This is a genomic window from Leisingera sp. ABM4_103 (assembly GCF_056158685.1).
The window spans coordinates 2,090,369-2,103,338 of sequence record NZ_JBSWTU010000005.1 but is presented as its reverse complement, the minus strand read 5'-3'; the positions used below and the strand labels follow the sequence as shown (position 1 = coordinate 2,103,338).

At 66.7% G+C, this 12,970-nt stretch carries 13 protein-coding genes and 1 riboswitch; of the genes, 7 read left to right on the top strand and 6 right to left on the bottom strand.

Annotated features, from left to right (window positions below; all coding sequences use genetic code 11):
- Window positions 1–2: 2 nt before the first annotated feature.
- Both ACXAED_RS11855 and ACXAED_RS11850 read left to right on the top strand, forming a co-directional pair.
- Window positions 3–599: a TetR/AcrR family transcriptional regulator gene (locus ACXAED_RS11855; protein WP_475049910.1), complete on the top strand. Its 597-nt coding sequence runs from the start codon at window positions 3–5 to the stop codon at window positions 597–599.
- 18 nt (window positions 600–617) lie between these two features.
- A riboswitch (cobalamin riboswitch) is annotated at window positions 618–840 on the top strand.
- Between the two features lie 108 nt (window positions 841–948).
- A complete protein-coding gene (locus tag ACXAED_RS11850; RefSeq protein ID WP_475049908.1) occupies window positions 949–1,353 on the top strand; it encodes a hypothetical protein in 405 nt (134 codons plus the stop codon).
- A 75-nt stretch (window positions 1,354–1,428) separates the two neighbouring features.
- Here the strand turns inward: ACXAED_RS11850 and ACXAED_RS11845 are convergent, their stop codons facing one another.
- The gene (locus tag ACXAED_RS11845; RefSeq protein ID WP_475049905.1) at window positions 1,429–1,959 is read right to left on the bottom strand and encodes a protein-tyrosine phosphatase family protein; all 531 of its coding nucleotides are present in this window, start codon (window positions 1,957–1,959) and stop codon (window positions 1,429–1,431) included.
- Window positions 1,960–2,152: 193 nt separating this feature from the next.
- Here ACXAED_RS11845 and ACXAED_RS11840 point away from each other — a divergent pair, with 193 nt between their 5' ends.
- Window positions 2,153–3,970, top strand: coding sequence for a DNA polymerase III subunit gamma/tau (locus ACXAED_RS11840; RefSeq protein ID WP_475049903.1), 1,818 nt, complete (start codon window positions 2,153–2,155; stop codon window positions 3,968–3,970).
- 193 nt (window positions 3,971–4,163) lie between these two features.
- Window positions 4,164–4,508 carry a YbaB/EbfC family nucleoid-associated protein gene (locus tag ACXAED_RS11835; RefSeq protein WP_421053220.1) on the top strand — a complete coding sequence of 115 codons (345 nt, stop codon included), beginning with the start codon at window positions 4,164–4,166 and terminating at the stop codon, window positions 4,506–4,508.
- A 63-nt stretch (window positions 4,509–4,571) separates the two neighbouring features.
- Here ACXAED_RS11835 and ACXAED_RS11830 read toward each other — a convergent pair whose 3' ends face one another.
- Complete coding sequence (locus ACXAED_RS11830; RefSeq protein ID WP_475049900.1) at window positions 4,572–5,075, bottom strand: GNAT family N-acetyltransferase; 504 nt, start codon at window positions 5,073–5,075, stop codon at window positions 4,572–4,574.
- A gap of 135 nt (window positions 5,076–5,210) precedes the next feature.
- Here ACXAED_RS11830 and recR point away from each other — a divergent pair, with 135 nt between their 5' ends.
- Window positions 5,211–5,810, top strand: coding sequence for a recombination mediator RecR (gene recR / locus ACXAED_RS11825; RefSeq protein ID WP_475049898.1), 600 nt, complete (start codon window positions 5,211–5,213; stop codon window positions 5,808–5,810).
- A 22-nt stretch (window positions 5,811–5,832) separates the two neighbouring features.
- On the opposite strand, the gene ltaE is transcribed toward recR, so the two are convergent.
- Window positions 5,833–6,882: a low-specificity L-threonine aldolase gene (ltaE, locus tag ACXAED_RS11820; RefSeq protein WP_475049896.1), complete on the bottom strand. Its 1,050-nt coding sequence runs from the start codon at window positions 6,880–6,882 to the stop codon at window positions 5,833–5,835.
- Window positions 6,879–7,556 (bottom strand): hypothetical protein, encoded by a 678-nt coding sequence (locus ACXAED_RS11815; RefSeq protein ID WP_475049895.1) that lies wholly within the window; start codon window positions 7,554–7,556, stop codon window positions 6,879–6,881. Before ACXAED_RS11815 ends, ltaE begins: the two co-directional genes overlap by 4 nt.
- Before the next feature lie 137 nt (window positions 7,557–7,693).
- On the opposite strand from ACXAED_RS11815, the gene ACXAED_RS11810 reads away from it, so the two are divergent.
- Window positions 7,694–8,581, top strand: coding sequence for a LysR substrate-binding domain-containing protein (locus ACXAED_RS11810; protein ID WP_475049894.1), 888 nt, complete (start codon window positions 7,694–7,696; stop codon window positions 8,579–8,581).
- A gap of 105 nt (window positions 8,582–8,686) precedes the next feature.
- Here the strand turns inward: ACXAED_RS11810 and ACXAED_RS11805 are convergent, their stop codons facing one another.
- Window positions 8,687–10,810 (bottom strand): ATP-binding protein, encoded by a 2,124-nt coding sequence (locus ACXAED_RS11805; RefSeq protein WP_475049892.1) that lies wholly within the window; start codon window positions 10,808–10,810, stop codon window positions 8,687–8,689.
- A 309-nt stretch (window positions 10,811–11,119) separates the two neighbouring features.
- Window positions 11,120–11,887, bottom strand: a complete 768-nt coding sequence (locus tag ACXAED_RS11800; RefSeq protein WP_475049890.1) for a DUF1013 domain-containing protein — start codon at window positions 11,885–11,887, stop codon at window positions 11,120–11,122.
- A gap of 144 nt (window positions 11,888–12,031) precedes the next feature.
- Between ACXAED_RS11800 and ACXAED_RS11795 the strand changes: the two genes are divergently transcribed.
- Entirely contained in the window at window positions 12,032–12,676 is a 645-nt protein-coding gene (locus tag ACXAED_RS11795; RefSeq protein WP_475049889.1) for a ribonuclease T2 family protein, read from the top strand.
- The last annotated feature ends 294 nt before the right edge of the window (window positions 12,677–12,970 follow it).

The following is a 12,970-nucleotide window of genomic DNA, read 5'->3' as shown; positions in this document are numbered from 1 at the left end:
CTATGACTGACGTGACGACAACCAGCCCGCCTTCCGGCAGCTCGGCCCCGACCCGGGACCGGCTGATCCGGGCGGCCGCCGGCCTGTTCCGGAACAAGGGCTATAACGGCACTGGCCTGGCTGAATTGCTGGCCGCCGCCGAAGCGCCAAAGGGCTCGCTCTACCACCATTTCCCCAACGGCAAGTCCGACCTCGCGCTGGCGGCGTCCACTTGGGCCTCGGACCAGATGCTGGCCCTGATTGACGCCGCCTTCGACCCGGCCCCAAGTTTCGAGGCCGGGGCCAAGACGGTCTGCTACAAGCTGGCGAAACTCTTTGACAAGCAGGGCAAGTGGAGCGGCTGCCCGGTCTCTGCAACCCTGTTCGCCGGGCCGGAAAACGACGCCTTCCGTCAGCACGCCGCAGACCTGTTCGAGAGCTGGATCGCGGCCACCGCCCGCCACGCCCAGCGCCTAGGCCTCCCGCAGGATGAGGCGCGCGCGGCGGCGGAAAATTTCTATATCCTGCTGCAGGGCGGCTGGCAGCTGGCGCGGGTGCGGCGCGATTCGGATGTGATCCGCGCCCTGCACACCCAGATGCAGCTGCAGAAAACCGATTGACGACTCAGGGAACCAGCCGCTACCGCTTGTGGTGATGGTTCCCGTGCCACAGAATCTTGTGTCCGGGATGAAAAGGGAACACGGTGCGGCCCCGCCCCAGGCAAGGCCAAGTCCGCGACTGCCCCCGCAACTGTAAGCGGCGAGCGACCCCGATAGAGCCACTGGTCTGATACGAGGCCGGGAAGGATCGGGAAAGCTGCGACCCGCAAGTCAGGAGACCTGCCATCGAACGTGTAACTCGAACCCGGGCGGGGTGTCCGGACAGGGTCTGATGGCACCGCGGGACTCCCGCTTTCTCATCCGGTCTCTTGTCACCCAAACCCCCGCACCACGCGCGGAGGGCGCAGATATGATGTGGACGGACCAGACGCATTTTTATGCGGCAACGGATTGCAAATACCTCGGGAAGCCTTGCCCAGCGGCAGAGCGGATGATCGCCAAGCTGGCCGAGGCGATGACCAAGGCCAAGCCGCTGACGCAAGAGGATTTTGAAATCACCGGCACCACCGCGCTGGACGGCTGCCCGCGCACCTGCCCGGCGCAGTTTGCCGCCAGCCATGACCGGATCCGGCTGTTCTGCGGCGTCGGCGAGGGTGCCCCGCGCGAGGGCCTCGACCGCTTTGCCGATGCGATCCTCAGCCGCGACGGCACGGGCTTTGCCGCCTCCCGCCTGGACGCCCGCCCCTGCGCGCTGATGGAGGCCCTGCCGAAAACTGCAGAGGCGCGGCAAGCAGAACATATGATGGCGCTTTGACCTGAAATTCAACCTGCCCGGCTTCTCGGCCGGGCGGTGCCGTATATACTCTTTCATGCGCCTGTGGTTACCGCTCTACGGTGCACAGGCCCAGTCGAGCTGCGCGTCCGTTTCCACTGCGCAGGGCCTGACCGACCGCAGCCGCGCCAGTGCCTGCGCCGGATCCTCGCCGCATTCCACCATCAGCCGCAGCACCGCCATCCCGGAGCGCCCGCAGCCGCCCCGGCAATGCACCAGCACCCGGCCGCCGCCGCCCAGCGCCTGCCGCGCCGACCGGCTGGCGGCAGGCCATTTCGCCGCCACCTCCGGCGGCGGCGTGCCGAAATCCGGCACCGGCAGGTGCAGCCAGCGGCAGGCCATGCTCTGGAGGTCCACCCCCAGCCGCGGCGCCCCGGCGGCCACGTGCTCGGCCTCCGTGGTCATCGAGAACACCAGCCCCGGCTTCCATTGGTAAATCTGGATCAGGTCGCCGCGGTAATCCCCCTCGGCACCGGGCAGCCGGCACAGCGCCAGAATGCCGCCGCCCGCGGACAGCGCGTGGATTGTCAGCCCAGCTTGCGCCGCCTCATCCTGCGCTGCTGGATCAGAGGTATCTTCAGATCGCATACCGCCTCCTAGCCGCTGCGTTCCTGCCTCCCCGCATTGCCCCCTCGGCCCCAGCCTAACCGGTCAGCGGACATTCCCAAAGTGCTTTTGCAGCCAGAGGATTGCCCCGTTCTGCGGTGGACGAACGGGCTGCGCTTCAATACCCTGCGCGCAACGCGGACCACCCCGCACACCGAATCCGGCACGAGACACCATGAACGATACCCCCAGCGGCACCACCGGCGGCACCGGCCAATCCCAATATCAGGTTCTGGCCCGCAAATACCGGCCCGAGACCTTTGCCGATCTGGTGGGCCAGGACGCGATGGTTCGGACGCTGAAGAACGCCTTTGCCGCCGACCGCATCGCCCAGGCCTTCATCATGACCGGCATCCGCGGCACCGGCAAAACCACCACCGCACGGATCATCGCCAAGGGCATGAACTGCGTCGGCGAGGACGGCACCGGCGGCCCCACCACCGATCCTTGCGGTAAATGCGAGCATTGCGTGGCGATCATGGAAGGCCGCCATGTCGACGTGATGGAGATGGACGCCGCCTCGCGCACGGGCGTCAACGACATCCGCGAGATCATCGACTCGGTGCAGTACCGCGCCGCCTCCGCGCGCTACAAGATCTACATCATCGACGAGGTCCACATGCTGTCGACCAGCGCGTTTAACGCGCTGCTCAAGACGCTGGAAGAGCCGCCCGCGCATGTGAAGTTCATCTTCGCCACCACCGAAATCCGCAAAGTGCCGGTGACGGTGCTGTCGCGCTGCCAGCGCTTCGATCTGCGCCGGATCGAGCCGGAGGTGATGATCGCCCTCCTGCGCAAGATCGCCACCGCCGAAGGCGCGGAGATTGCAGACGACGCGCTCGCCCTCATCACCCGCGCCGCCGAAGGCTCCGCCCGCGACGCCACCTCGCTGCTGGACCAGGCGATTTCCCACGGCGCCGGAGAGACCACCGCCGATCAGGTCCGCGCCATGCTGGGCCTTGCTGACCGCGGCCGGGTTCTGGACCTCATGGACATGATCCTGCGCGGCGACGCGGCCGCTGCCCTTACCGAACTCAGCGCGCAATATGCCGAGGGCGCCGACCCGCTGGCGGTGCTGCGCGACCTGGCGGAGATCACCCATTGGGTCTCGGTGGTGAAGATCACCCCCGACGCGGCGGAAGACCCCACCGTCAGCCCGGATGAGCGCGCCCGCGGGCAAGCGATGGCGGAAAACCTGGCGATGCGTGTCCTCACCCGCATGTGGCAGATGCTGCTGAAGGCGCTGGAGGAAGTCGCTGCCGCGCCAAACGCGATGATGGCCGCCGAGATGGCGGTGATCCGCATCACCCATGTGGCCGACCTGCCCTCGCCCGAGGAACTGATCCGCAAGCTGCAGGACACCCCGCCCCCGCCGCCTCCGGGTCCCGGCAGCGGTGTGCCGATGCAGGGCATGGGCGCCCCGGCCCTCGGCGGATCGGGCGGCGGCAATGCCCAGGGCGGCTATGGCGGCCCAGGCGGCCCCGCCGGCGGTGCACCTGTGGCCCATGGCGGTGGCGGCACCGTAACCGCGCTGGCGCCGCAGGTCAGCTCCGCGCTGGCGCGCTACCCGACTTTCGAACATGTCGTCGAACTGATCCGCACCAACCGCGACGTGAAACTGCTGGTCGAGGTCGAAGGCGGTGTGCGCCTGGTCTCCTACCAGCCGGGCCGGATCGAATTCACCCCCGCCGCCCAGGCGCCCAAGGACCTCGCCGCGCGGCTCGGTTCGGCGCTGCAGAACTGGACCGGCGCCCGCTGGGTGGTCTCGATCGCACCCGATGGCGACGCCCCCACCATTGCCGAGGTCCGCGACGCGGCTGAGAACGCCTTGCGCGAGAAAGCCACCGCGCACCCGCTGGTGCAGGCGGTGCTGGAAAGCTTCCCCAAGGCCAGGATCAAGCGCATCCGCACCCCCGAGGAGCTGGCTGCCGAAGTCGCCGCCGAGGCTCTGCCCGAGGTCGAGGACGAATGGGACCCGTTCGAAGACGGGTGACAAATTCACGTAGGACGGCGCCTGACCTTGGGTGGGCGCGATAGCGCTTTCCCAGGGCAAAGGTCAGGCGCTGCCCGGCCTGCCAGCCGGGCGAAAGGGCGCTAAAGTCCGGCAGCAAGACAAACCTGCCCCTTGTTTCACAGCCCCGCGGCCCGTATCTGTCCTCCAAACCGAAAATCTCAGGAGAACACAGATGCTCAAAGGCCTCGGCGGTCTTGGCGACATGGCCAAGATGATGAAATCGGCACAGGAACTGCAGACCAAGATGGCGCAGATGCAGGAAGACCTGCACAACGTCATGGTAACCGGCGAGGCCGGCGCCGGCCTGGTCAAGGCGACTGCCTCTGCCAAGGGCGACCTCAAGGCACTGGACATCGACCCCTCGATCTTCAACGGCGACGACAAGGAAGTGGTCGAGGATCTGATCCTGGCCGCGATCAAGGACGCCCAGGCCAAGGCCGCGGAGAAGGCGCAGGAAGAGATGACCAAGCTGACCGAAAGCATGGGCCTGCCCAAGGACATCAAGCTGCCGTTCTAAGCGGCTGCACGCTCCTATGTTTGAAAGGCGGCCCGTTCGGAGCCGCCTTTTTGCTTGCCCGCCTCAGCCGGTCTCGAGCCGGAATTTCAGGAAACGCCGCCCCTCGTATTGCACCTCCCCGGTCTGGACAGCCCCCAGCCGGGCCAGCGGACGCAAATGCCGACGCGTCGGCGGCAGTAGAAAGGTGACAAAGGGGATGCGCGCATCCCGCCGGGCAAAATTCAGCGCCTTGCGGGCAATGGAGGGGCCGAGGCCAAAGCAATCCGGCCGCAGCACCAGCCCGAAATCCCATTCACTGCCCTCTTTCTGGAACCCGCCCCAGCCGAAGTAAGTGCCGCCGCGCAGAAACGCCCAATGGCCCAGCCCGTCGCGTTTCCAGCAAGCCTCCTTGGCCGCAACGAAGGCTTTGGCCGCCTTCTCATCCCAAGCTCCTGTCAGCAGCGGCATATGCTCAGCCATCCGCGGATCGGACATGTGGCGGGCAATCTGCTGCGGCGCAACCTCCGTCAGCCGGGCAAACCGCAGCTTCCGGGCACCGTCGTCCATTTCCTCCGCGGCACGTCTCATTCAAAATCCTCACCCAGCTCTACAAAGGCATACCTCCGGGCAGCGGCAAAACAAACCCTGAACATTTTACCGCCCCGCCCTTGCGCTCCCCTGCCCCGATCAGCCTATATGGCTGGGAAGAAAAGGGCCCAAGGCATGATCAAGAACTCCACCAGCGACATCGAAGACCTGATTGCCCTGATGGCCAAACTGCCCGGACTGGGGCCGCGCTCGGCCCGGCGCGCGGTGCTGCATCTGATCCGCAAGCGGGCGCTGTTGCTGACACCCTTGGCCGATGTGATGAGCGAGGTCGCCGCCACAGCCCGCGAATGCCTCAACTGCGGCAACGTCGGCACCAGCGAGATCTGCCCGATCTGCACCGATGAGCGGCGCGCCAACGGCGAACTCTGCGTGGTCGAGGATGTGGCCGACCTCTGGGCGATGGAGCGCGCAGCAGTGTTCAAGGGCCGCTACCACGTGCTGGGCGGCACCCTGTCGGCGCTGGATGCGGTGGGCCCGGAGGATCTGCGTATTCCCCGGCTGGCGGACCGGGTGGCGACCGAAGGCATCAGCGAGGTGATCCTCGCACTGAACGCCACCATCGACGGCCAGACCACCGCCCATTATATCGCCGACCAGCTGCAGGGCCAGGTCAAGCTCACCTCTCTGGCCCAAGGCGTGCCGATCGGCGGCGAGCTGGATTACCTCGATGACGGCACCATTTCCGCAGCCCTCAAGGCGCGCAAGGAAATCTGACTTCGCGGCCTCCCTCAGCCTGTCAGCCGTAGAACCTCCGCAGCCCCTGCACCGCCCGCGCCAGCGCAGCGTCATCCGCATCCTTGTGCAGAACCATGCGGATCGCACCGGCACTGCCGCCGCCGATCACCACACCCTCAGCCGCCAGATGCGCCCGCAGCGCATCATTGCGCCCGTCGCCGGGCGTGAAAAACACCATGTTGGTGGCTTGTGCCACCTCTCCCGCTCCCAAGCGCCGAAGCACACGCGCCAGTTCTTCGGCACGGCCATGATCCTCCGCCAGCCGTTCCACGTTATGCTCCAGCGCATAATGCCCGGCCGCCGCCAGCACGCCCGCCTGCCGCATGCCGCCGCCCAGCATCTTGCGCCAGCGCCTTGCCCGCGCGATCACATCCGCAGGCCCAACAAGAACCGAGCCCGCAGGTGTGCCCAGCCCCTTGGACAGGCAGATCGAGACCGTATCCGCCAGCCCGGCCAAATCTGTCTCAGAGCACCTCAGCGCGGTCACCGCATTAAAGAACCGCGCCCCGTCCAGATGCACGGACAGCCCCGCCTGGCGCCCGGCCTCCGCCGCAGCTGCCATGTCCTGCAAGGGCACCGCCAGCCCGTTGTGCGTGTTCTCCAGCGATAGCAGCCGGCTGATGGCCAGATGGCTGTCGTCCGCCTTGACCGCCCCGGCAACCACGCCCGGATCCAGCGATCCGTCCGCACGCACCGGCACCGGGCACAGCGCAATGCCGCCCAGAACCGAGGCGCCGGCGGCCTCATAGGCGTGAACGTGGTAGCCTGCACCGGTGATGATCTCCTCGCCGCGCTGGCAATGGGCCAGCAGACCCGCCAGGTTGCTCATGGTGCCGGTCGGCAGAAACAGCGCCGCCTCCTTGCCCAGCCGTTCCGCCAGCGTGGCCTCCAGCCGGTTCACGGACGGGTCTTCGCCATAGACGTCATCGCCCAGCTCCGCCGCCCGGATCGCCTGCATCATACCCGCATCGGGGCGCGTCACCGTATCGCTGCGCAGATCGCAAAGGGCAGCATTGCCCCCCGCACCCGCAAGCCCTGCGTATTGGCTCATTCCGTCACCTGGTCATAGGCCAGCGCCGCCACGATATGGACGCGCCGGGTTTCGCCTCCGTTCAGCGCGGTGTGGTAGCCGCGGGTGTCAGTGAAATACACCGACCCGTCCGCTGGTAAGTGGGTGACGTGATGGTTCACGATGAACATCGAGCCGGGATTGGAGAGCACCGGGATATGCAGCCGCGGCTCCGGGTCGCGGTGCCAGGAATTACAGTTGTACAGCCCCTTGGACAGCACCCGCGTCCGGCCGATCGGGAAGCGCTTGGCCAGCTCGCTATGCACATGCTCGAAATAGGTGCCCGCAAATTTCGGATTGAACTCGGAAAACTCCACCTCCGGCACCAGATCCTCGCGCGGCTCCTCGACATAGCGGCTGTCGGCCCGCAGCCAGTAGCGGCCCGACAGGTCATTGGCGGTCCACTCAGACTGCCCCGGACGCTGGGTCAGCGGCAGCGCAGCAAAGCCCTGATCCTGCATGCCGCCCATGAACTCCTCGCGCCGCAGGCACTCCTCCAGCGCCTCCTGCAGCAGCTGGATGTCGAATTTTAACTCCAGCCGCTGGATGCCGGGCCCGGGCACAAACTCCGCCACCGAGGCGGAATCGGGCATGGTCTTCATGGCTTGGGTGACAGCCTGCACATCGGCGTCGTTGATCTGCGGTTCAAAACTCATATCGTGCGCTCCCGAGTGTCGTGCTGATCGCGTTGGGTGATGCATTCGGCGCCAGTGTGTCAGCCTCCGACCCGCAAAAACAGCCGGTATTCCGCACCCTCTATTGCAAAAATCGCAACACATGGCAGGGTGACCGCATGCGCCGCAAGATCCCGCCCACCGCTGCCCTCCTCTGTTTCGAGGCCGCCGCCCGCGCCGGCAGCTTTGCCCAGGGCGCCCGCGCCATGAACCTGTCCCAAAGCGCCTTCAGCCGCCAGATTCAGAGTTTGGAGGCGCAGACCGGCCAGACCCTGTTCAAACGCGAACGCCAGCGGGTGCAGCTGACCGGCGCGGGTGAGATGCTGCTGCAGGAGCTCGCGCCGCAGCTGGAGGCGCTGGAGGCCACCTTCTACCGCCTGCGCACCCGGGATAACCCCTATGGCGCGCTCAATATCGGCACCTATCCGACGCTCGGCAGCCGCTGGCTGATGCCGCATCTGGCGCAGCTCGCCCGGGAGCAGCCGCGGCTTACGGTCAACACCATCACCTATCTGGACAACGCTCAGGTGGATGCCAGCCTGGTCGATCTCGCCATTGTGCAGGGGGACCCGCCCTGGCCCAGCTTCCGCGCCGACCTCTTGATGCCGGAGACGCTGATCGCCGTTGCGGCGCCCGGCCTTCTCGACGGCCCGGTGCAAACCGCAAGCGCTCTGCTCGACCACCCGGCCCTGCAGCACACCACCCGGCCGCTCAGCTGGCAGATCTGGTTCGATGACCTGGGCCAAGCGCTGCCCGCGCAGCCCACCGGTCCGCTGTTCAGCCAGTTCGAGATGCTGATTGACGCCGTGAAATACGGCCACGGCGTGGCGATCCTGCCAGAGCTGCTGGTGCGCCGCGAACTGGGCGAAGGCACGCTGATCCAGGCCCATCCGCACCGTTGCACGCCTGCCAGCGCCTATTACCTGCTGACGCCGCAGGCCAAGGCCGGCACTAGCCGGATCGAACGGGTCCGCAGCTGGCTGCTGGAGCGCACCGCCGCCGGTTAGGCGCAGCCGCGCCGCGCGCCTGCGCGGCGCCGGGCCCAAGGCTGCCAGGCGGCCCCGCCAGGGGCAGCCGCAGGCGCGGGAGCCCTTCCCCTGCCCGCACCGCCCTCAGCGGAACAGCGCCTTGTACAGCTTTTCCTTGGTAAAGGGCTTGTCCAGCACCCGCACATCCGCCAGCTCCGGAAAGCCAGCGTCCGCCGCGCTGATGGCGAAACCGCTCATCATCACCGCATTCAGGCCCGGCTGCGCCGCCCGCAGGCCTGCCAGCGTCTCCCAGCCGCCGCGCCCGGGCATGCTCATGTCGATCACCGCGCCGTCAAACGGCCCCTCCGATGCCAGCAAGTCCAGCGCCGCGTCATACCCATCCGCCTGCGCGACCTCACAGCCGCGCAGCTGCAGCAGACCCGACACCGCCCGGCGCACCGTGTCTTCGTCATCCACCACCAGGATCCGCCGCCCCCCTGCGCCGCGCGCATCTGCAGACGCCCGCACCGCTGGTGCCGCCACCGCGGAGGCAGGGAAATAACAGCGGAAAACACTGCCCTTGCCCTCACGGCTCTCCACCGCCAGCCCGCCCTGGTGGCGGCTGATGACCCCCAGCGCCGCCGCCATGCCCAGGCCGCGCCCGCCGGGCTTGGTGGTGTAGAACGGATCAAAGATCCGGGTGACCATGTCCTGACCCATGCCGCCGCCGGTGTCGCTGACTTCCAGCAGCAGACAGTCGTCCGCCGCCATCCTGCGCCCCTTGAGAAGCTGGCGCCGCTCTGCTGCGCCCAGGCGGGTCCGCCGGGTCCTCACCGTGATGGTGCCCGCGCCCGGGCCAATCGCCTCTGCAGCGTTGAGCACCAGGTTCAGCACCAGCTGGCGCACCTCTTCCGGGGCCAACTGTGCGGCTTGTGCGCCTTCGGCCAGATCCAGCACCACCGCCTTGCCCCGCCTGCACGCCAGCGGCACCAGCGCCATCGCCTCATGCACAATGGCATTGAGGTCGCAGGACGCAGGCACCTGGCCGCTGCCGCCCCTGGCAAAGCCTTGCAGCTGCCGCACCAGCCCAGCCAGGGAGTGCAGCCCCTGCCCGACCTCCTGCACATGCTGCTCAGCCGGATGGGAAGCTTCCAGATGCGCCAGCGCCAGCTCGGCTCTGCCCTGCATCGAAGCCAGCAGATTGTTGTACTCATGCGCGATGGCGCCCGCCAGCCGCCCCAGGCTCTCGGCCTTGTGCCGGATCAGCTGCGCCGCCTCTGCCTGGTGGCGGCGCTTTTCGGCAGCCCGGCGGCGCATCTCCAGTCCGGTGCGGGCCGCAACCAGCGCCACCAGATCCGCGTCCAGACTGCCCGCCCCGATCTCCCGGTCATGCAGCACCACGAGCCAGCCGGTAGCCGCACCGCCTGCATCCCGCAGCGGGTAGCCGAGGCAGATATTCAAACGCTCCGCCTGCTCCGGAAGCACCTGGCGCAACCCGTCCGGCAGCCGGAACGCCTGCCATCCGTCAGGCAGGGAGGCGCCGGTTCCGTCAAAGACCGCAATCCGGTCTTCCGCCGCATCCACCAGCTGACCGTCGAGACAGCACGCCAGCACACGGCAGCGGTCCAGCCTGCCGCCGGCGCTTTCGGCAATGAAGGCAGCACGCACCCCAAGCGCAGCCTGCAGTTCCTGTGCCAGCTGCCGGAAGGCCGCGCCCGCAGACAGGCTGCGCGGCCCCTCTGCCAGGGCCGCCAAAGCCGCCAGCCGCCGCCGGTTTGAAATCGCTGCGCCAAGCCGCGGTGCAAACCGCTCCATCAGATCCACAGCCCGCTGCGCCCGCCGGTCCCCGATGTCGCGGCGCCAGGCCGCCTGCACCAAGCCTGCCGTGCCGCCGCCGGAGCCCTTCAGGGCAACGCCTGCATAACTGCGGATGCCTTCCTCAATGAGCATCCCATCCTCGGGATACAGCTCCTGCACCCCGCAGGGGACGACCTGCGGCTTTCCGCTCCGGACCACGTCAAGGCATGGCGCCCCGTGCGCGTCATATTCGAAATCCCCCAGCGGCAGCCCGTCGAAACTGCTGGCCAGAACCCTGATGCGTCCGGGTTCCGCGGCCCCCAGTTCGCCGACGGCGACCAGATCCGCCCCAGTGCAATGTGAAAGCTGTTCCGCAAATTCCTGACAGAACTCCAGCCCGTGCAGTTCCGCCAACGCCCCCAGATCCAGGCCGCGGCCGTCCCCCAGCCCCGGCGTCGCCGATGCGTCCATGTCTTGTACTCCTGCCATCCCTGCAAAGACCGGCTTCCTGCACCGGCCCGCTGGCAACACTCATTAAACTTTGTCCCTGACACAGCGGGAAGCCGCCCCTCTTTTCGGAGGCCTTTCCCGTTTCCCAATGACTGCGAGCAACCTGGAACACAGCCGCCCGCAACATCATGCTGCGCAAATCATTGGTGCGTAGTCAACATATTGTAATCTTGAGACTCAATTCTAACAGAAAAAGCCGCAAATCCGGAGCACCGGATTTGCGGCTTTTTAATGACTTCCCCAAATCCGGCCCGGGCAGGCCCGCCTGGATCAGATACGGGAATCCTCGTCGTCGTCCTCGTCGTCACCGCCAGACGGCAGGTTGAAGAAGCTGTCGGCGTCGAGGATTTCCTCTTCCTTCTTCTCCTCCTCGCTGCTGGAGCCGCCGCCCAGGGTAAAGGTCTCCAGGCCTTCGATGGCGCTCGGGATCTTCGGTTCGGCTTCCATCTCCAGCGATTGCTCGGTGGACACCAGCTTGCGGCGCTCGTCGTCGCTCATCACGCCGCCCTCGGCTGCCTTCTTGGCCGCCGCCTTCTGCACGGCCGAGTCCAGCTCGGACTGTTTGCACAGCCCCAGCGCCACCGGATCGATCGGCTGCATGTTGGCGATGTTCCAGTGGGTGCGCTCGCGGATCGACTGGATGGTCGGCTTGGTGGTGCCCACCAGCTTGGCGATCTGGCCGTCGCTCAGTTCCGGGTGGAACTTGACCAGCCACAGGATCGAGTTCGGCCGGTCCTGGCGCTTGGACAGCGGGGTGTAGCGCGGGCCGCGGCGCTTTTCCTCGCCAGCGGCTGCCGGGTTGAACTTGAGCTTCAGCTTGTGCAGCGGGTTGCCCTGCGCCTTGTCAATCTCGTCCTGAGTCAGCTGGTTGTTGGCCACCGGGTCAAAGCCCTTGACGCCCACCGCCACTTCGCCGTCGGCGATGCCCTGGATTTCCAATTCGTGCATTCCCACGAAATCTGCGATCTGCTTGAAGCTGATCGTGGTATTGTCCACCAGCCACACGGCGGTTGCCTTGGCCATCAACGGTTTTGCCATGTGCTCATCTCCTTAAAACACCTTGATCCCCGGATACATCTCTCCCGCCGCCTGAAAGGGCGTCCCCGGCGTGCGGGGCAGGTTTCCGTTGTCGGGGAACTTCTGCCCTATATAGTCAGCTTGATTTCATAAGGAAAGAGGCCAATGCGCAAGTTATTGCTGGGTTTGGCGGCTGTTTTGACCGGTTTTGCCACGCTTGCGGCGGCAGAAGGCGAGCCGGCCGGAGAGTTCGACTACTACGTGCTGGCGCTCAGCTGGTCGCCGAACTGGTGCGAACAGGAGGGCGATGCCCGCGATGCGGAGCAATGCGATGCCCGGCATGACTATGGCTGGACCCTGCACGGGCTCTGGCCGCAATACCACCGCAGCTGGCCCAGTTACTGCCGCACCGCCGAGGCGCCTCCCAGCCGGGCGATGAGCCGGGACATGGCGGACATCATGGGCAGCGCGGGCCTCGCCTGGCACCAGTGGAAGAAACACGGCACCTGCGCGGGCCTCAGCGCCCGCCAGTATTACACCCTGATGCGCGAGGCCTACGCCCGCGTCACCCGCCCCGCCGTCTTCCGCAAGCTGGACAAACCCGTCACCCTGCCCGCATCGGTGGTGGAGGAGGCGTTTCTCAAGGAAAATCCGCAGCTCACGAGAGACAGCCTGACCATCACCTGCCGCGACGGCGCCATCCAGGAGGCCCGCATCTGCCTGACCAAGGCGCTTGACCCGGTGCCCTGCGGACGCGATGTGATCAAGGACTGCACACTAAAGGACGCGCGCTTCGCGCCGGTGCGCTGAACCTGCCCGAAGGCCAAGCAAGGGCGCTGCCCCTCTTGGCCTTTCGGCCAATTCACCCCGGAGTATTTCGGGAAAGATGAAACTGCCGCCACACGCTTTCCAAGCGGCGCGGCCGAAGCCGCCGCCTCTTCATTTTTCTGCAAATACTCCCGCCGGAGGCCGGCGCCGCCAGGCGCCCCTCTCCTCGCGCGGCAATAAATGGCCTGTGAAGCACACTTTGCCGAGATTTGTGCTAGTATTAGATTATGTGCCGCGCCCGGCCCTGCCTGAACGGCACTTCCGTTTTGGTCAGCG